General features: G+C 67.2%; 17 protein-coding genes and 1 tRNA gene. 6 read left to right on the plus strand and 12 right to left on the minus strand.

The features are described 5' to 3' along the window. Positions 1-14 precede the first annotated feature (14 nt). A complete protein-coding gene (locus ACZ48X_RS10170; RefSeq protein ID WP_336350927.1) occupies positions 15-779 on the plus strand; it encodes an alpha/beta fold hydrolase in 765 nt (254 codons plus the stop codon). Between the two features lie 83 nt (positions 780-862). Continuing rightward, the gene (locus ACZ48X_RS10175) at positions 863-1,324 is read left to right on the plus strand and encodes a hypothetical protein (protein ID WP_336350928.1); all 462 of its coding nucleotides are present in this window, start codon (positions 863-865) and stop codon (positions 1,322-1,324) included. Positions 1,325-1,521: 197 nt separating this feature from the next. On the opposite strand, the gene ACZ48X_RS10180 is transcribed toward ACZ48X_RS10175, so the two are convergent. The 3 genes from ACZ48X_RS10180 to ACZ48X_RS10190 all read right to left on the minus strand — a co-directional run bounded on the left by ACZ48X_RS10180 (position 1,522) and on the right by ACZ48X_RS10190 (position 5,703). After that, the gene (locus ACZ48X_RS10180; protein ID WP_336350929.1) at positions 1,522-3,087 is read right to left on the minus strand and encodes a hypothetical protein; all 1,566 of its coding nucleotides are present in this window, start codon (positions 3,085-3,087) and stop codon (positions 1,522-1,524) included. A 210-nt stretch (positions 3,088-3,297) separates the two neighbouring features. Next, complete coding sequence (locus ACZ48X_RS10185) at positions 3,298-4,296, minus strand: hypothetical protein (RefSeq protein WP_336350930.1); 999 nt, start codon at positions 4,294-4,296, stop codon at positions 3,298-3,300. A gap of 1,334 nt (positions 4,297-5,630) precedes the next feature. Beyond that, a tRNA-Pro gene (locus tag ACZ48X_RS10190) sits at positions 5,631-5,703 on the minus strand. A gap of 267 nt (positions 5,704-5,970) precedes the next feature. On the opposite strand from ACZ48X_RS10190, the gene ACZ48X_RS10195 reads away from it, so the two are divergent. Beyond that, the gene (locus tag ACZ48X_RS10195; protein ID WP_336350931.1) at positions 5,971-6,807 is read left to right on the plus strand and encodes a bacteriorhodopsin; all 837 of its coding nucleotides are present in this window, start codon (positions 5,971-5,973) and stop codon (positions 6,805-6,807) included. Between the two features lie 86 nt (positions 6,808-6,893). On the opposite strand, the gene ACZ48X_RS10200 is transcribed toward ACZ48X_RS10195, so the two are convergent. The 4 genes from ACZ48X_RS10200 to ACZ48X_RS10215 all read right to left on the minus strand — a co-directional run bounded on the left by ACZ48X_RS10200 (position 6,894) and on the right by ACZ48X_RS10215 (position 9,744). Next, entirely contained in the window at positions 6,894-7,235 is a 342-nt protein-coding gene (locus ACZ48X_RS10200) for a hypothetical protein (protein ID WP_336350932.1), read from the minus strand. A gap of 86 nt (positions 7,236-7,321) precedes the next feature. Continuing rightward, the gene (gene trmY / locus ACZ48X_RS10205) at positions 7,322-7,918 is read right to left on the minus strand and encodes a tRNA (pseudouridine(54)-N(1))-methyltransferase TrmY (protein ID WP_336350933.1); all 597 of its coding nucleotides are present in this window, start codon (positions 7,916-7,918) and stop codon (positions 7,322-7,324) included. 72 nt (positions 7,919-7,990) lie between these two features. Continuing rightward, entirely contained in the window at positions 7,991-8,827 is an 837-nt protein-coding gene (locus ACZ48X_RS10210) for an ABC transporter permease subunit (RefSeq protein WP_336350934.1), read from the minus strand. Beyond that, positions 8,824-9,744, minus strand: a complete 921-nt coding sequence (locus ACZ48X_RS10215) for an ABC transporter ATP-binding protein (RefSeq protein WP_336350935.1) — start codon at positions 9,742-9,744, stop codon at positions 8,824-8,826. Before ACZ48X_RS10215 ends, ACZ48X_RS10210 begins: the two co-directional genes overlap by 4 nt. A 149-nt stretch (positions 9,745-9,893) precedes the next feature. Here ACZ48X_RS10215 and ACZ48X_RS10220 point away from each other — a divergent pair, with 149 nt between their 5' ends. Further along, positions 9,894-11,207, plus strand: coding sequence for a tRNA pseudouridine(54/55) synthase Pus10 (locus ACZ48X_RS10220; protein ID WP_336350936.1), 1,314 nt, complete (start codon positions 9,894-9,896; stop codon positions 11,205-11,207). Between the two features lie 168 nt (positions 11,208-11,375). On the opposite strand, the gene ACZ48X_RS10225 is transcribed toward ACZ48X_RS10220, so the two are convergent. Then, positions 11,376-12,155, minus strand: a complete 780-nt coding sequence (locus ACZ48X_RS10225) for a helix-turn-helix transcriptional regulator (protein WP_336350937.1) — start codon at positions 12,153-12,155, stop codon at positions 11,376-11,378. 104 nt (positions 12,156-12,259) lie between these two features. On the opposite strand from ACZ48X_RS10225, the gene rnhB reads away from it, so the two are divergent. Further along, the gene (rnhB, locus tag ACZ48X_RS10230) at positions 12,260-12,913 is read left to right on the plus strand and encodes a ribonuclease HII (protein ID WP_336350938.1); all 654 of its coding nucleotides are present in this window, start codon (positions 12,260-12,262) and stop codon (positions 12,911-12,913) included. 225 nt (positions 12,914-13,138) lie between these two features. On the opposite strand, the gene ACZ48X_RS10235 is transcribed toward rnhB, so the two are convergent. Next, positions 13,139-14,731, minus strand: a complete 1,593-nt coding sequence (locus tag ACZ48X_RS10235; RefSeq protein WP_336350939.1) for a preprotein translocase subunit SecD — start codon at positions 14,729-14,731, stop codon at positions 13,139-13,141. Beyond that, positions 14,731-15,636 (minus strand): protein translocase subunit SecF, encoded by a 906-nt coding sequence (secF, locus tag ACZ48X_RS10240; protein WP_336350940.1) that lies wholly within the window; start codon positions 15,634-15,636, stop codon positions 14,731-14,733. The genes ACZ48X_RS10235 and secF overlap by 1 nt, the downstream gene beginning before the upstream one ends. Positions 15,637-15,822: 186 nt before the next feature. Between secF and ACZ48X_RS10245 the strand changes: the two genes are divergently transcribed. After that, entirely contained in the window at positions 15,823-16,155 is a 333-nt protein-coding gene (locus ACZ48X_RS10245) for a hypothetical protein (RefSeq protein ID WP_336350941.1), read from the plus strand. A gap of 39 nt (positions 16,156-16,194) precedes the next feature. Here ACZ48X_RS10245 and ACZ48X_RS10250 read toward each other — a convergent pair whose 3' ends face one another. Together ACZ48X_RS10250 and ACZ48X_RS10255 are read right to left on the minus strand one after the other, a co-directional pair. Beyond that, positions 16,195-16,671, minus strand: coding sequence for a DUF5812 family protein (locus ACZ48X_RS10250; RefSeq protein WP_336350942.1), 477 nt, complete (start codon positions 16,669-16,671; stop codon positions 16,195-16,197). Between the two features lie 91 nt (positions 16,672-16,762). After that, positions 16,763-17,374 (minus strand): hypothetical protein, encoded by a 612-nt coding sequence (locus ACZ48X_RS10255; protein WP_336350943.1) that lies wholly within the window; start codon positions 17,372-17,374, stop codon positions 16,763-16,765. Positions 17,375-17,471 lie beyond the last annotated feature (97 nt).

Raw genomic sequence — 17,471 nt, forward strand, 5'->3', positions numbered from 1 at the left:
TCGTCGCCCCTCGCGTGCTCGACCACGCCAGCGCGTTCGGCGACCGGCGAGACCCGACCGTCGTCCTCCTCCCACCAGCGGGCGCGACGCGTCACGTCTGGACGCCCCACGTCCGCCGACTCGCCGACGACTACCACGTCGTCGCCGTCGACCTGCCCGCGCACGGCACGCACCCCGACGCGTCCTTCGCGTTCGAGAGCGCCGTCGCCGACGTCGGCGCCGTCCTCCAGGCGACCGAGCGCGGCGTCGTCGCCGGCCACTCGCTGGGCGGCTACGTCGCACTCCGCGCCGCCGTCGCCCACCAGTCGCGCGTCGACGGCCTCGTGCTCGCCGGCGCCGCCACCGACTTCCGCTCCATCCCCGGGCTCGCCTCGAGCGCGCTCGCCACCGCGCTCTCGCCCCTCCTCGACCTCGCCGCGCACTCCGAGCGCGCGACGAACTGGCTCGACGACGCGACCGCCGACGTCCGCGACAGCCAGCGACCACCCGACGACGTCGACACCCACAACCCCGCCAGCGCGCTCGCCGACGGCATGCGCGCCACCGCCTTCCAGGACACCTGGCCGATCGTCGAGACGTACGACGGCCCGACGCGACTCGTCCACGGCCGCGACGAAGCGTTCGAATCCCACGCTCGCGAACTCGCCGACCGCGTCGACGCCGACCTCGTCCGCATCGACGGCGACCACCAGACCCCCATCCAGCACCCCGACGCCTTCGCCAACGTCCTCGCTGACTTCGCCGACGACGTCGCCACCGCCCCGCTCGCCCCCGAGTGACGCCGCGGCCCTCACGGCCCGAGCGGCGTCGAACGCGACGCGAGACGACCACGCTTTTCCCGACACCACCAGTCCACGCGGATATGCGCGCCCTCCCCGACGACGCCAACGTGCTCGCTCGCACCCGCGCCGCCTACGCCGGCGACTTCGGCGAACTCGTCGTCACGCCCGACCGCATCCTGTTCGAACACGACGACGCGAACGGCTTCGTCCACCTCGACACCGACGCCGTCACCGCCGTCTCTCACGCCAGCGACCCAGCGAGCCGCGTCGACGACTACGTCGGCTTCGGCAGTCTCGCCGGAGCCGGCGCCCTCGCCGCGTTCGCCTTCGCCAACCCCATCGCGTTCATCCCGGCAGTCATCGGCACGCTCGCCGCCCTCTACGTCGCCGGCAAGGCGTTCCTCTCCGCCCCCCAACAACTCAGAATCGACGCCGACGGCACCACGTACCCCTTCGACTACGTCCCCGTCGACACCGCCCACGACGTCCGCGCCACCATCCACGACCAGCGAGAAACGACCGACGAGGACCCGGCGCAGTAGCTTTTCTTCTCATCGGATACGAACCGCCACGAGCGCGACGACCCCGTCGCTCTTCGACGCCCGAACCCGGAGAACGAATCAGCAAGCACCGCTCGCGATCTGGCGTACACGGTCGACTTATCAGCGTTCTGTATGCCTCAACCCGCACATCAGTCACCTCACATCGACCAAGAGAGGAGAATCGCCAAACGACCCATTCAGCCGACGTGCGTAATCGAGAGGAACGACGTGTCCTGCCCTGCCTGGATATCCGCCTGACTCCCCGACTTCTGATTGACAGACAAGTACAATGTCTCGCCCTTAGACAGGTCAGGGAGCAATGCACTGCCAGTATCGTGCACGAACATGTTCCCGCCATTCGACGGCGTGTCTCGAATGAGACTCAGTTTCGTTCCGTTCGATTTGCTTCGTAGGTACGTGTTATGCCTGCTATCAGCCGGAAGTGCAAGCGTATATTTCAACGCGAGATCGACACGGTAGTCACCAGCGAACGGCACGACGTACTGATAGTTGTTGGCGTCCCACGCGGAGAACTCGTCCTTAGCTGTGGTATCGAACTGGATCCGCGTCTCGGACCCATCCGGAACCGTCTGGTCCGACGACAGGTACACCACTGTCGTGCACTCTCGCGAAACGGGTCCCTGGACGGTATGGGAACCGGTGGTGAGGCTATCGCCAAGCGATTCGACGGCGAATCCATCACCCTGTCCGTCGATTCCACGAACACCGACACCATCAGGAGAATCCGATCGACCCACCATACCGACCGTCGCGCCAGTAGAAGCAGACGCCCAGCCGAACATCCCGACTCCCGACGAAACGTTACTATCATCTCCCGACCAATCCGACACCCCGAAAACGCCTATCGGTGTACCCGTCAGGTCCGGATACGAGAACCCATCCTTTGTCGCGGCACCGACCACACCGGAACCCTCGTACGAATCCACCTCACCCTCGACGCCGTGCGTCTCCCCGCTCGACCCAGTTGCGTGCCCCTTCACGCCCGCCGCGTGAGACGTCGTGGACTTCGACTCACCACGAACACCGATGCTCTCTCCGGACGTACTGTACGCGACGCCCTGAACACCGCGGCCGTCCGGGGACTTCGCAAGCCCCTGGATTCCTTTCGTGAAACCGGAATCCGCGCTCGCCTTCCCCTTCACACCCGTTCCACTCGTTGACTTCGCTAACCCGAAAACGCCCTCCGTGTTCCCGCTCGAAGAGAACGCGTTTCCTTTCACACCAGTCCCTTTGTCCGAGGCGACGAGACCGAGCACGCCCTTCGTGTAGTTCGGCCCCTTCGCCTTCGCGACCATACCCTTCCCCGAATCGGACTCCGAGGTCGCGTAGAGTCCAGCGTTCGTCGACCCCGTCGCATCCAACCGCAGCAGTTGGTCGGCGCTCGGATCACCACTCCACGTCTCACCGACGTGATCGCCGCTCGCGGCACCACTGGCGCTCGCAGCGCTCGAACCGAGCCCGAGCAATCCCAGGCTCGCCAATCCCGTCATCACACCACGACGCGACGTCGTTCCCGATGCCGACTCGTCGGAATCGGGCGCCGTCGGCGAGGCCGGTTTGGAATCAGGTCCCAGCCCCGAGTCCACTGGCGCGTCGGACTCCTCCGAAACGACGGCCTCGAGAGTCTCCTCAAGCGATTCGAGGCGTTCTCGAAGCCGTTCGTTCTCCGCTTCGAGCGCTTCGATACGGCCCCCACCGTGTGTTTCTGTACTATCGTCGACGTTCGCTCCAGAGTCACTCATGTTGATGAATCCTCTCGTTCCCCCCGCCCGACCATTGGCGTTCGAGACGAACGATGGAGAAGAGAAGAACTGTTAGATATAAATAATTACGCTATATTCATAGTTTTACTAAGAGACGTGACCGGCTCGTTCCCAAGACCAATCGAACGAACGTCCAGCCCATCCGAGAGAACAGTTTCGGGAGAGCTACAGCCGCCGAGATCAGCACCGTCACCCGAGGTGTGTGAACGAGACGTGCGTGCTGGCACGACCGCCAGCAAGGTCCACGGACGAGCTGGCGTCGTGTCTGACGACGATCGAGATCGTATCTCCCGCGGTCAGATGCGGAATGACCGTGCTCCCGGTGTCGTGAACGACCGAACTGCCCCCGTTCGTCGGAGTCTTCCGCGTGAACGTGATGTCCTTGGCCACCGACGACCGGATGATGACCTCGTGTTCCGTGCCCGACTCGAGCGGTTCCGCCCACTTGACCGCGAAGTCGACACGGTACTCGCCCAATTCGGGCACAACGAACTCGTTGTTCTCCGTATCGAACGTGGTGAAATCGTCCTTGTCCACCGAGTCAAACGCGACCGTCGTCTCCACGCCGAACGGGATGCTCTGGTCCGAACTCGCGTACGCGATAGACGTCGACTTTCGCGCGACCGTCCCATTGACGATGTGGTCGCCGCCAGTGACACTATTACCGGCGGAGTAGACACCAATACCGCCGTTGTCTTGCGTCACCCCCAAGATTCCGACGCCGCCCGGAGACGTCGTCCGCCCGATGACACCCACTCTCGCCCCACTCGAAGCCGTTGCTAGACCGAGCACGCCAGTGGGCCCGAAGACCGTCGAGTCGTCGGTACTCCGGTCGGTCACGCCGAGCACGCCCGATGGATTCTCCGACAGGTCAGGGTACGAGAACGAGTCCGTCGTCAGTTTCCCGGCGACGCCTGCACCGTCGCCGGAATCAGTTTCACCCTCGACGCCGTAGGTCTGACCACTGCTTGCGGTCGCGTGGCCCTTCACACCGGTTGCGTTCTTGGTGCTCGACTTCGTCTCTCCACGCACGCCGATGTTCTCGCCGCTCGTACTGTACGCCACGCCTTGAACGCCGCGACCGTCCGGCGACTTCGCAAGGCCCTGAACACCCTTCGTGAAACCGGAGTCCGCGCTCGCTTTCCCCTTGACCCCAGTGCCGCTCGTCGATTTCGCGAGGCCGAACACACCCTCCGTGTTCCCGCTCGAAGAGAACGCGTTCCCCTTCACGCCCGTCCCTTTGTCTGACGCGACGAGGCCAAGCACGCCCTTCGTGTAGTTCGGTCCCGCCGCCTTCGCGATGAGGCCCTTTCCAGAGTCCGATTCCGAAGTTGCGTACAACCCCGCATTCGTCGACCCCGTCGCGTCCAATCGCAGCAACTGGTCGGCGCTCGGATCACCACTCCACGTCTCACCGACGTGGGCACCGCCCCCCGTACTCGTGGCGGCCGCCGCGCTCGACCCGAGTCCGAGGAGGCCAAGGCTCGCCAGTCCCGTCATCACGCCACGGCGCGGCATCGTCTCCGACGTCGACGGCTCACCGCTGGAAACGGCTCGGTCCGCGGACACCCGTTCGTCCTCGCCGACCGCCGAATCGTCTCCGATCCCCGACTCGCTCACGGAATCGGATTCCTCGAGGCCCGCCTCCACCATTCGCTCCTCTAGTGACTCGATCGTATCTTCCAGCACCCCAACGCTCTCTCTCATCGAGTTGAGTCGTTCTCGCAATCGCTCGTTCTCCGCCTCGAGCGCCTTCAACCGACCTTCATCGTCCGAATCTCCTGTATCGGAATTATCGCGATCTCGTTCCTCGTACATATGGAATCACCACCCGCCCCAATTTTCGAAATCTGGGCCGAGTATTAATATAGATGAATAATTGTTAGTGTAAAAATACGACGGTTATCCTTTCCTGCCAACCCGTGCTAACAGACACCCGAACGCCGACACCCGACGGTCCACAGGTCAAGCCACACGTCACATCTCGGCACAGGAGCCAGAAGAACAGCGCTGTCGGTGCAATCAACCATGCCCACCATCGCCGACGACGTCGACGATGCCAGCATCCGCGAACGCGTGAGCGTCACCCTCAACGGGTCTGGCGACAACCACCTCGTCACCCCCGACAACCTCATCTTCGACAGTTAGGCCGACGCCAACGACGATCAAAGCGTCGAATACCACCATCATTGGAACAGCTCGGACGCGGTCGCCGCCGTCGGCGTCGCGACTACCAACACCCAGACTCGTTCGGCGACGTCGGAGCCGAAAAGACGAACCCACCCGCGAACGCCAGACACGACACCAACGACTGACCATCGAACGATGCGACCAACCGTGGCTCTCGAACAATACCGCTGTCGCTCGTCGAAGCGAGAATGCGGGCGAAGAGGACCGACACGAATTTGAATCACGCGAGACCTGCGGTCTCGCTTGCTCCCGCTCACTTCGCTCACGAGAACGTGATTACGCCCACACGCATAGCGTCTGCTGCGGAGGCGTTGAAAGTGCGGGAAAGGTAGTGGGCCGGCACGAATTTGAATCGTGGTTACGGCCACCCGAAGGCCGAAGGATACCAAGCTACCCCACCGGCCCGCACGTAGATGTAGACGCTGCGGTCTCTTTAAGACTTCCGAAAGTTCGAGGCGCTGGCGTGGTCGTGGTTGGTGTCGGTGCGTGCCGTGAGTTCGTGGTCGTGTCGTGGCGACTTGCGGTGGTTTCGGCGTGGGCGCGAGCGCGGGATTGGTGGTGGAGGGAGGGGTTCGGGCGGGTGCGAGTAGTGGTCCGTTTCGACGGGTAGATACCGGAAATGCGCGATACGCGTCTTTCTACTTATGCTTTCGAGTCACCAACAGTGGTCGTATGCTTTCATCAACTGTCGGGGTTCTGGCTAGTTTCGTGCTGCAGACGACGCAATCGGACGCGTTCTCACAGATACAGGATGACGTACTGTTGAGCTCGTCGCTCTGGATCAATATCGCGCTCGCCGGCCTCTCCATCCTCCTGTTCGTGTACATGGGACGGAACGTCACGAGCACTCGCGCCCGCGTCATCTGGGGGGCGACGCTCATGATCCCGCTCGTCTCCATCTCGAGCTACATCGGGCTCCTCTCGGGACTGACCGTCGGGTTCATCGAGATGCCGCCCGGGCACGCACTCGCTGGCGAGGAGGTGATGAGTCAATGGGGTCGGTACCTGACGTGGGCGCTGTCCACGCCGATGATCTTGCTCGCACTCGGGACGCTCGCGAAGGTCGACGAGGCGAGCCTGTACACGGTCGTCGCCGCGGACATCGGGATGTGCGTGACCGGGCTCGCCGCTGCGCTCGTCACGTCTTCGCTCGCGTTCCGCTGGCTGTTCTACCTCGTCAGTTGCGCGTTCTTCGTCGTCGTCCTCTACGCGCTCCTCACCGAGTGGCCCGCCGCCGCGGAGCGGGCGGGGACCGCGGACATCTTCGGGACCCTTCGCGTCCTGACCGTCGTGCTCTGGCTCGGCTACCCGATCATCTGGGCCGTCGGCGTCGAAGGCCTCGCGCTCGTCCAGTCAGTCGGCGTCACCTCGTGGGGGTACTCCGCGCTCGACGTGTTCGCGAAGTACGTGTTCGCGTTCCTCCTGCTCCGCTGGGTGGCAGCGAACGAGAGCCTCGTCGCGAGCAACGTGGATACCGCGTCCGAAGGTGCGACGCCCGCAGACGACTGATATCGAGAAGACGGTTCGTCGTCAGTCGCCGCGTCGCTCGCCGAGAGTCGATTCAGTCGCCGCCGCGTCGCTCGCCGAGAGTCGATTCAGTCGCCGTCGAGTCGGGTGACGACGCCGACGTACTCCTTCTCGTTGCCGGCGGTGAGGCGAGTGGCGCGTACCTGACCGGTGGTGTAGCTTTCGGCGAGTCGGTAGCGTTCGCCGTCGTCGGCGTCGACGAGCGCCTGGCTGGCGCCGAGCGCGTCGGTGGTTGCGCGGTCGACGGTGCCGCTGAACTCGTAGCGTTCGCCGGCGCGCGGGCCTTCGTCGCCGAACTCGGTGCGGAACTGTATCGACTGGTCGTCGACGAGCGCGCCGAGGGCGTCCCTGACGGATTGTGGGGTGTCTGGCGTCGAGCCGTCGGCTTCGCCGGAGGGAAGATCTGACATGGCCACGGGTTGGACGACGCGCGCCTTAGTTTTGCCCCTCGCGTTCGTGGAAACGAGGTGACGTGACGGGCGGTGGCGTGACGGAGTTAGAACTCGCGGTAGCCGTCGGTGTCGCAGTAGTGGTGCGCGACGGTGATGGAGTGGTCGGCGTGGAGGACGGTCGGGCCGAGACGGAGCCGGACGTCGGCCGCGTCGTCGAGCGTCGCGGCCTCGGCGTCGGTGAAGTCGCGGTGGTCCGAGAGCACGAACACCGGATGCGCGGGTGGTTCGCGTTCGTTCGCGGGGTCGCCGTCCTCGTGCAGCGCGACGACCGTACCGTCGCGCGCGAGGCGGTCGAGCGTCGCTTCGAGACCCATCCGGTACACCTCGATACCGGGTGACGGCGTCGCGGGCTGATGGCCGATGGCGTCCTCGCGGGATTCGAGCGCGTTCCTGACGAGCGCGGCGATGGAGCGCTCGTCGGGATGGAGGTTCCGGACGGTCGCGCCGTCGACGCTGACGGTGTAGGCGTCGTCGAGGACGAGGTGGACGCGCGCGTCCTCGCGGATGCCGTGACTCGCGAGCAAGCCGGCGTTCAGGCAGCGCGCGAGCAGGTCCATGCGGCCCGCGTCGCTCCCGAGCGCGTCGAGCGAGAAGTCCGGGTCGGTGGGGGCGTCGTGCGCGACGACGACGAACTGACGCATGCTCGACGGTGCGCACGTCGCGTGCTTGAGTGCGTCGGAACCGCCGCGGTGAACGCGAGTCGACGTGGCTGGTCAGGCGAGGTCGCTGCGTTCGAACCGCCAGTACCCGATGGCGACGGGGACGGTCGCCCAGAGCAGGAACGACGCGGCGGACGCGGCGAGAAGGCCACCGCCCGTCGAGCCGTCCACGAGGCCGGCGACGGCGTACCGCGTCTGCACGAAGTTCTCCATCGGGTTCACGCGGAGGACGTACTCGTACCACGTCGGCCACGTCCCCGGGTCGAGCGGGTTGATCGCCGCGAGCGACGTGCTGCCGGTGAACGCGAGCGCGAACGCGGGGAGCGCGAGCGTGCTCCAGAGCTGGAACGGCCCGAAGAACAGGAACAGACCGAGGCCGGCGCTGATGGCTTGCAGTCGCGTCGCGGCGGCAGCGGAGATACCGACGACGACTGCCGTCCAGACGACCGCATACGCCGCGACGTACGCCGTCATCGCGAGGAACGTCGTGACGGGGAGTGACCCATAGATGTAGACGGTCGCCGCACCGAGACCGAGCATCGCGATGGTGGCGACCGCGACCGCGAGCGCACTCCGACCGAGGAGTTTCCCGAGGACGACGTCTCGCCGGGCGACCGGATGCCCGAAGAGGACGCGCAGACTCCCGGATTCGCGCTCGCCGACGACCGCGCGATGCGCGACGACGAGCGCGACCGGTGCGACGAAGTTCACGAGCGCCTGCGGGAGGAAGCGCACCCCGCGCGTGGGCGTCTCCAGGATGCGGCCGCCCGCAGCGCCGAGGTAGCCGGGCACAGAGACGACGAGCAGGACGAGAACGGCTCCCCAGAGGAGCTTCGAGCGGGCGGCGTCGGCGAGGTCGTTGCGCGCGATGGCGAGGACTGGGTGCGTCATGCCTCGACCTCCGAGGGCGTGCGCTCGGTGTACGTCTCGAACACGGATTCGAGGCTCATCTCCTCGACGTCGATGTCCTCGACGGTCGCACCGGCGTCCTCGACGGCGGCGATGACGGCGGCCTTGACGCTCGGGTCGGCGCACGCGACGCGGAGCGTGTTGCCGTCGACCGTGACGTCGCGGACGCCGTCGACCGCTTCGAGCACGCTGCTTTCGGGGACGGTGTCGACGGTCAGCGAGAGCGTGGACGCGCCACCGGCGCGCTCGCGGAGGTTGTCGATCGTGTCGACGGTGGCTAGCTCGCCCTCCCGGAGGATGCCGACCCGGTCGCAGACCGCCTCGACCTGTTCGAGGACGTGACTGGAGAAGAACACGGTCGCACCGCGGTCGGCCTCCGTACGGATGATGTCGCGAAGCTCGCGGATTCCAGAGGGGTCGAGGCCCGCGCTCGGTTCGTCGAGCACGAGGAGGTCGGGGTCGTCGACGAGCGCCATCCCGAGCGCGAGGCGCTGCCGCATCCCCTTGGAGAACCCGCCGACGGGTCGGTCGGCGTCGTCCGCGAGACCGACGCGGTCGAGGACGGCGTCCGGGTCGTCGTCGGCGTCCTCGAGTTCGACGGCGAACGCGACGTGCTGGCGTGCGGTCCGGCGGTCGTACAGCGCGTAGCCTTCGGGGAGGATACCGATGCGGTCGCGAACTGCGACGCTCTCCGTCCGCGGGTCGTGGCCGAGCACGCGCACCTCGCCCGAGGTCGGTCGAACGAAGTCCAGCAGCATGTCGATGGTCGTCGACTTCCCGGCACCGTTCGGGCCGAGGAACCCGAACACCTCCCCTGCTCGCACCTCCAGGTCGAGGTCGTCGACGACCACGGTGTCACCGTAACGTTTCGTCAGTTCGTTCGTTTCGATGGAGGGCATCGACATCCTGTGAAACGAACACGTCGATTAAGTAATCTATCATTCGTTCCGTGAAACGACCGTGGTCGGTCGGCTCGACCACTGCGTGCGCTGGCTGGCCGCGCTCCAGATGGCAAGGAACTAACGCCGTGAACGCTTGCGTTCTCCCAATGGACGTACTCGCTACCGCGCGCGACCTGCTCGCGACGGGGCCGCTCTGTGACGCGTGCCTCGGCCGGCCGTTCGCGGACCGGAGCTTCGGGTTGACGAACGACGAGCGCGGGAAGAGCCTGCGCGTCGCCGTCGCGCTCGCCGACGACGACCCCCACGAGCCGCCCGAGCGCGACGCGTGCTGGGTGTGCGAGGGATTGACCGGGCAGTACGACGACTACGCGGAACTGGCCGCCGAGAGCGTCGAGGGCGTGGACTTCGCGACGTACCAGGTCGGCACGCGGACGCCGCCGCTCGTCGAGGAGAACGACCGCCTGCTCCGGGAGGACGCGGGCCTCGAACCCGATGCGGGCGAGCTGTTCAAGTCCGAGTTCAACCGCGAGGTCGGGAAGCGCTTCGGGCGCCTCACCGACACCGAGGTGGACTTCGACCGGCCGGACGTGCTCGCCATCCTCGACCTCGACGCGGCGGACGCGGACCCGTCGACGCACGCGGTCGACGTCCAGGTGAACCCTGCGTTCGTCTACGGCCGGTACAAGAAGTTAGAGCGTGACATTCCGCAGACGGAGTGGCCGTGCCGCGAGTGCGGTGCGAGCGGGAAGCAGCTCGGCGACGACGGCGAGGAACCCTGCGACCACTGCGGCGGCTCCGGGTACCTCTACGACGACAGCGTCGAGGGGTACGTCGCGCCGCACGTGAAGGAGGCGATGGACGGCTCGGAGGCGGTGTTCCACGGCGCGGGCCGCGAGGACGTCGACGCCCTGATGCTCGGCGATGGCCGGCCGTTCGTCGTCGAGGTGAAGCACCCGGGCGTGCGGGACGTCGACGTGGACGCGCTCCAGGAGCGAATCAACGACGCGGCCGACGGCGCGGTCGCCGTGCAGGACCTCGCGCTCGCCGAGCACGACATGGTCGAGCGCGTGAAGGAACTGGACGCGTCGAAGACCTACCGCGCCGAGGTCGAGTTCGGCGCGCCCGTCACCGCCGAGGAACTCGAGGCGGCGCTCGACGAGCTCGAAGGGGCGACAATCACGCAGCACACGCCCCAGCGCGTCGACCACCGGCGCGCGAGCATCGACCGCACGCGCCAGGTGTACGCCGCCAGTGGTGAACTCGAGGACGAGACGCACGCGACCGTCGACGTCCACGGCGAGGGCGGCCTCTACATCAAGGAACTCGTGAGCAGCGACGACGGCCGGACCGAGCCGAGTCTCGCCGGCCTCCTCGGCGTCGACGCGGTCGTCACCGCGCTCGACGTCCTCAGCGTCGACGGCGAGGACGAAGCGTTCGCGACCGACGACTACCTCAAGTAACCGCGAACGCGTCCGACCGCGTCGCGACCGACGGGTCCGTGTCGGACCGGTCAGTGTCCGACCGCTCGGCGTCGGCCCGCTCGGCGTCGGTCCGCTCGGCGTCGGTCCGCTCGGCGTCGGTCCGCTCGGCGTCGGACCGCCGTGTCCGACGGAGCAGCGTCGGCCCAGTCAGTGCTGTGCGGTCGGTTCGAGCGCCTCGACCGGCGTCGCGGTCCGCCAGTGGTGCTCGAAGAACCGATGGCCCCAGTCGAGCGCGCGGTCGGAGCGCGCCAGCAGTTTCTCCTCGGGGTCGTGCGTGCCGTCCTCGCGCGGGAGCGCGAACAGTAGCGCCTCGTCGGTGACGAGCACGGTCACGCCGGGGTCCGCGACCCGGACCGCGGGGTCGACCGCGTCCCAGTCCGCGTCCTCGCGGCCGTCGACCTCCTCGACGACCGACGGCGCGAGCACGAGCCGGACGTCGGCGTCCGCGGCCGTCCGTTCGAGCGCCGCCGCGTACCGGTCGTGATAGATGGGGGTGGCGAGCGCGACGCGGTCCGCGCGCTCGATGACGTCCACGACCTGACTGACGACGCGGAACGGCTCCGACGTCGGCGACTCCAGTAGTTCGGCGCCGGCGAGCGCGCCGAGGGACGCACGGAACGGCTCCGGGAGTGCCTCCGGGTCGTGGGTCGCCCAGTACTCGGCGTGCGTCGACAGCACCTCGCCCGCTCGTTCGCGGTCGGCGACGTAGTCCGCGACGAGGTCGCCCAGGCCCGTCGTCTCCCAGCGTCGCGACCGCCCCTCGCGGAGGAGGTCGCGGTCCCGGAGTTCGTTCAGCGCGTTGTACACCGCGGACTTGCTCGCGTCCACGTCGTCGAGGAGGTCGCGTCGCTGCCGCGGGCGCTCGCTGAGTTCCGCGAGCACCGTCTGCCTGACCGACGACGCGAACACCGCATCGAAAACGCCCATGTATGTACGAACATGAACGCTCCAGGAATTAAGTTTACTCCATCTTGTTGTTAAAAGAATAGGAAACGGGAACGGTCAAGTGCGTTCCCCGCCGAACCCGCGGTATGCGATTCGGCGCCGACGAAGCCGGCAAAGGGCCCGTCCTCGGGTCGATGTTCGCAGCCGCGGTCGCCGTCGACGACACCGACTGCCTCCCCGACGGCGTCGACGACTCGAAGAACCTCGCACCGGCGACGCGCGAAGCGCTCGACGCCGCACTCCGCGACGACGACCGCGTCCGCGTCGGCGTCGCCGAGATACCACCCGCGCGCATCGACGACCCGAGCACCGACATGAACACGCTCACCGTCGCCGCCCACGCCGACGCCATCTCGCAGATCGCTCGCGACGGCGACACGGGCGTCGTCGACGCCGGCGACACCAGCGAGGAGCGGTTCGCGCGACGCGTCACCGAGCACGCGACCGTCGACGTCGACGTCACCGCCGAACACGGCGCAGATTCGACTTACGCGTTGGTCGCCGCCGCGAGCATCGTCGCGAAGGTCGCCCGCGACACCCACGTCGCCGGCCTCGCCAGCGAGCACGACCTCGGCGACGTCGACGTCGGCTCCGGCTACCCGAGCGACCCCACGACGCGCGCGTTCCTCGCCGACCACGTCGACGCCCACGGCGACCTCCCCGCGTTCGCCAGAGCGTCCTGGAGCACGTGCGAGGACCTCCTCGCCGCCAACGAACAGTCCGGACTCGACGACTTCTGAGAAATCGAACGGCGGTCAAGTGCGTCCACGAACCTACCGGTTCGGTCCCTCCAGGGTCCGCGCGAGCACGGCGAGCGCGGTTCACCGACGGCGAGGCCATCGGCCGAGCCGTCGGCCTTTTTCACCCATGTTTTTGCCGTGAGCGGTGGCCGCAGCGAGCGACGCGAGCGAGGCCACCCGAGCGGGAAAAAGATGGTCGCTACCCGAGCGGGAAAAAGATGGTCGCTACTTGTCGCCCGTGACGAGCGCACGGAGGATGTCACCGTACGCCGGCCGCGTCACGAGCACCCCGATGAGGACGCCGAGGATCGTGATGATCGCGAACCCGCGGAGGTCCCCGAGGCTGAGGACCGCGAGCGGACTCATCGCGACGATGGTCGTCGCCGCCGCCGCACCGATCACCCAGAACGCCTTCCGGAACCGCGACTGGAACACGCGCTGGCTCGACACCTCCTCGGCCATCACCTCGTCCGCGATGATGATGAGGTCGTCCACCCCCGTCCCGATGACCGCGATGAACCCCGCGATGTGTGAGAGGTCCAGCGGGAGGCCGACGATCGAGGCGAACCCGAGCAGGAGCGCGACCTCGCTGAGCGCGGTGACGACCATCGGCGCCGCGACCGTCGCGTTACTGTACCGGATGTACACCGTGAACGACACCGCGAGCACCGCGACGATCGCCGTGATGAGCGCGTTCAGCTTGAACTGGTCCGCGAGCGCGCCCTCGAGCGTGAACGTCTGGCGCTGGTCGAGGTCGAGCGGCGCCGGGAGCGCACCAGCCTCGATGTTCGTCTGGATGCGCTGGGCCTCGCTCTGGTTCCCCGCGGTGAAGAAGAACCGCGGGTCGTTCGCGAACTGCTCGCTCCGGATGGTCTGAGCGAGCCGGCCGTCCATCGAGAACGCACCCTTCACGTCACCGTTCACGACCGTCAACAGACAGTAGCCGTCCTCGTTCCGCGTGGACGTCCGCGACGCGTTCGCCGGACACGACTGGTAGTTCCGGTTGCTCGTGAACCCGACGCGGTTCAGGATGTTCTGGAAGCGCACCCCGCCCTGCTCGGTGAGCTTCACGGGAACCTCCCAGCCGGACCCGGCCTGCGAGCGCCGCGGCGGGTCGACCGTCCGGATGCCGTTCGCGTCCACGAGCACCTCCTCCTGCATCGACCCGTTGCCCGGATACCGGACCGAGAGCTGAACGAGTCCGCGTTCGTCGAGGAGTTCGACGAGCGCCTCCGGCTCGCGGTTCGGCGCCTCGACGACGACGTACCGCTGGCCGTTCGCCGCGGACGCGACCGTCGCCGTCCCACCGGACAGCCCGGTCGCGTCGAGCTTGCTCTGGATGCTCGACGCCATCCGCGCGTACGTCTCCGGCGACGGGTCGTCGCGGACGTGCTCGGTCGTCACCTGCGTCCCGTCGATACGCGTGATGCCTTGCGCGCGCAACACGTCGACGAGTTGCTCCGGGGTCACGGAGTCGTTGAACACCTCGACGACGTGGCCCTCCTCGGTCCGGCAGTCGACGTTCGACGCCGTACAGTCCCGGACCGCGACGTCGAGCGACGGCACACCGAGTTCCTGCGAGACGTTCCGCACGACGTCGTCGTCATCGCGCTGCACGTCCAACTGGGTCGCACTCATGCCCGTCACGGGCGTCCGGATGCGCGTCCCGCCGTTCAGTTCGAGGCCGTACTGGAGGTTCGTCGGCCCCGTCACCTCGCCGCCCGCGAGCGTCGCCGACGGCACGAACAGCACGATCGCGCTCATCGACAGCATCACGACGAGCAGCACTACGCGCCAGTTGCTACGGAGGTCGGCCATCAGTTACCCACCTCCCCGAGCTTGTAGTAGCGAAGGAGACTCAAGTTCATCATGTACGTGTTCATCAGGTCCGTCGCGAGCCCGAGGACGAGCACGATACCGATCGACGCCATCAGCTCGATGCCGAAGAGGTACGCCGTCACGGCCATCACCGCCATCGCGGAGAGCGACGTGAGCGTCATCGTCACACCGGTCCGCATCGCGCGAGCGGTGCTCTCGTAGAACCCGCCCTCGCGCCGCAAGATGTGGTTGTTCAGGAGGATGTCGGAGTCGACCGAGTACCCGATGAGCATCAGGAGCGCCGCGACCGTGCCCAGCGAGAGCTTGATGCCGACGAGCCCCATGATGGCGAGCGGGATCGCGATGTCGGAGAACGCGGAGATGACGATCGCGATGGACGGAACGAACGACCGGAAGAGCGCGAACGCGAGCACGCTCATCCCGGCGAACGCGATGACGAGCCCGACGAGCGCGGTGTTCTGTGCGGACGACGCGAACCGCGGCGTCGTCGACTGCCGGGACTGCACGATCGCGCACTCCTCGGTGTTGTCGCACGTCGCCTCCAGGTTCGCTCGCGCCTGGTCGGCGAGGATGCTCCCGTTCGTGCTATCGCCCGTATCGGCGAACGTCACGATGTACTGCGGGTCGGCGGTCCCGGCGGCCGCCTGGATGTTCGCCGGTTCCACGTCGAACGCCGCCCCGATCTCGCCGCGGGGCGTGTCCGTCTGCACCGTCAACTCTGTCCCACCCGTGAAGTCGATACCCAGCGGCACCGGTGTCCCAGTGGTCACCCACAACGCGGCGAGAACCACCAGCGCCACGGCCAACAGGGCGAGAGGGATGGCCGCGAGCTGGCGGTTCGAGTACCGCTCGTAGTCGACCTCCGGTACCTCGAACTTGCTCATGCCGCCCGGTCCGCCGCGGGCGAAAGTAAGCCTTCTTATCTCTCTTTCTCTCGCGGCGACGAACGCCGACGGTTTCCGCACGGATCGACCGCCTCTCGCGTCGCCGGACGCCGTCGCGACGGTGGCTTCGCGCGCCCGGCGTCATCGCGACGCACGCTTTTGTCCGCCGACGCCGTACCGTGTGGTATGACGACCGCATCTCGCGTCGTGCTCTCGTACCCGATGGACCTCTCGGACTGGAGTCGCCAACAGGTGGATACCGACCACTTCCACGCGTGGCTGCGTCGCGTCCACGACGACGTCGAGCGCGGCGACGAGTGGATCGAGTTCGTCGACATCGGGTGCTGCGGGAGCACGTACGACGTCCCCCTCAGGGTGGAGGAGGTCCAGGGCGGCGACCGCATGGGGCCCGACACGGAGATCGAGTACACCGTCCGCGAGGCGTGCGACGTCGGCGGCGGCTGGAAGGTCCAGAGCGCGGACGGTCCGGCGCCGTACGCGAGCGAAGGAAGCGAGTAGCGACGACCGGGTTCGGGAGCGAGTGCGATACTCCTCCGCTCAGTCGGGGAGGTAGCGGACGTTCAGGACGCCCAGTTCGGTGTCGCGACGCACCTCGACGCGGACGGCGCCGACGCGACCCGCTCGCGCGACGGTCTCCTCGTCCGCGATGACGTCCTGGGCGGCTTGCTCGGTGTCCTCCGGCGGTACCGAGAGGACGTGGAGTTCGCCGGTTCCGGCGCGCTCGATGCGTTCGACGTCGCCGACGTCGAGGTCTTCGGCGGTCTCCATCGCTTGCGTCGTCGGCGACAGGTCCGTGTCGACGACGTCGACGTGATGCGCGTAGTCGACGTCGACGAGTTCGTACACGACGTCCATCGGCGGGACCGGCTTCACGGTCGCGCCGACGACCATCTCCGACTCGAGTTCGTGGTCGTTGGCCGCGAGCGTGTACACCTGCCCGGCGTCCACGTCGCGTAGCACGGCGCTCTCGGCGTCCGCCTCCGTCACGAGGAACGTCGCGGTCGTCTCCGTCATACCCACGGGTAGCGTCTCGGTGGCCTTCCGGGTTTCGTCACGCACCCGCCGGCGACGCAAGTGGCGTCGCGAGCGTCGGCGGCCGTCGGCCTCACGCGTTCGAGGCCTTGTGTCGGCGGTCGAGGAGGTACATCGCGACGCCGACGAGCGCGGGCGGGAGGATGCTCGAGAGTGGCGGCATCGCGTAGAACACGCGGACGAGCGGCGCGAAGAGCCCGCTCGGGTCGGGGCGCGTGGTGACCTCGCCGTCGAGCGTGAACTCGGGCGGCATCGAGATGACCGCGGCGACGTAGAGCGCGACGAAGTACACGAACCCCAAGAGCGCCATCCGGCGGTCGAAGCGCGCGTCGCCGCGACCGCGGCGGTGCTCGCGCGCGACGAACAGCACCGGTGCGACGATAGGTGAGACGACGGCGAGCGCGACGAACACGTAGAACGACCGGACGAACGTGAACGTCCCACCGCCCGCACCGAGCGTGTTCGACACCGCGACCGTCACCGCCGCCGCGAAGAAGAACGCGAGCAGCGTCGCGAGCAGTCCGCTCACGGTCGCGTACAGTTTGAACAACAACGAATCGCTCTCGCGGAGTGCGTACGGGAACGCCGTCAGGAGCCCGCCGTACGTGCGGCCGTCGCTCCCCGCGTCGGCGTCGTCGTCGCTGCTCCGAGCGTCCTCCGCGGTCGCGACGCCGTCCTCTGTCATCCCTCGACGCTTGGGGCGAGACGGCCAAAAGCGGCGTGGTTGACGGCAGCGCGTCCAAAGGAGACCGCACGCTCCGCGGGCCGCACTCCGGTAGTGA

The sequence above is a fragment of the Halorubellus litoreus genome, from assembly GCF_055378595.1.

Bases quoted from the DNA above. Each gene is read 5' to 3' on its own strand.
- ACZ48X_RS10175 (WP_336350928.1), top strand. From the start codon at position 863: ATGCGCGCCCTCCCCGACGACGCCAACGTGCTCGCTCGCACCCGCGCC.
- ACZ48X_RS10180 (WP_336350929.1), bottom strand. From the start codon at position 3,087: ATGAGTGACTCTGGAGCGAACGTCGACGATAGTACAGAAACACACGGT.
- ACZ48X_RS10195 (WP_336350931.1), top strand. From the start codon at position 5,971: ATGCTTTCATCAACTGTCGGGGTTCTGGCTAGTTTCGTGCTGCAGACG.
- ACZ48X_RS10200 (WP_336350932.1), bottom strand. From the start codon at position 7,235: ATGTCAGATCTTCCCTCCGGCGAAGCCGACGGCTCGACGCCAGACACC.
- trmY (WP_336350933.1), bottom strand. From the start codon at position 7,918: ATGCGTCAGTTCGTCGTCGTCGCGCACGACGCCCCCACCGACCCGGAC.
- ACZ48X_RS10210 (WP_336350934.1), bottom strand. From the start codon at position 8,827: ATGACGCACCCAGTCCTCGCCATCGCGCGCAACGACCTCGCCGACGCC.
- ACZ48X_RS10215 (WP_336350935.1), bottom strand. From the start codon at position 9,744: ATGCCCTCCATCGAAACGAACGAACTGACGAAACGTTACGGTGACACC.
- ACZ48X_RS10220 (WP_336350936.1), top strand. From the start codon at position 9,894: ATGGACGTACTCGCTACCGCGCGCGACCTGCTCGCGACGGGGCCGCTC.
- ACZ48X_RS10225 (WP_336350937.1), bottom strand. From the start codon at position 12,155: ATGGGCGTTTTCGATGCGGTGTTCGCGTCGTCGGTCAGGCAGACGGTG.
- rnhB (WP_336350938.1), top strand. From the start codon at position 12,260: ATGCGATTCGGCGCCGACGAAGCCGGCAAAGGGCCCGTCCTCGGGTCG.
- ACZ48X_RS10235 (WP_336350939.1), bottom strand. From the start codon at position 14,731: ATGGCCGACCTCCGTAGCAACTGGCGCGTAGTGCTGCTCGTCGTGATG.
- secF (WP_336350940.1), bottom strand. From the start codon at position 15,636: ATGAGCAAGTTCGAGGTACCGGAGGTCGACTACGAGCGGTACTCGAAC.
- ACZ48X_RS10245 (WP_336350941.1), top strand. From the start codon at position 15,823: ATGACGACCGCATCTCGCGTCGTGCTCTCGTACCCGATGGACCTCTCG.
- ACZ48X_RS10250 (WP_336350942.1), bottom strand. From the start codon at position 16,671: ATGACGGAGACGACCGCGACGTTCCTCGTGACGGAGGCGGACGCCGAG.
- ACZ48X_RS10255 (WP_336350943.1), bottom strand. From the start codon at position 17,374: ATGACAGAGGACGGCGTCGCGACCGCGGAGGACGCTCGGAGCAGCGAC.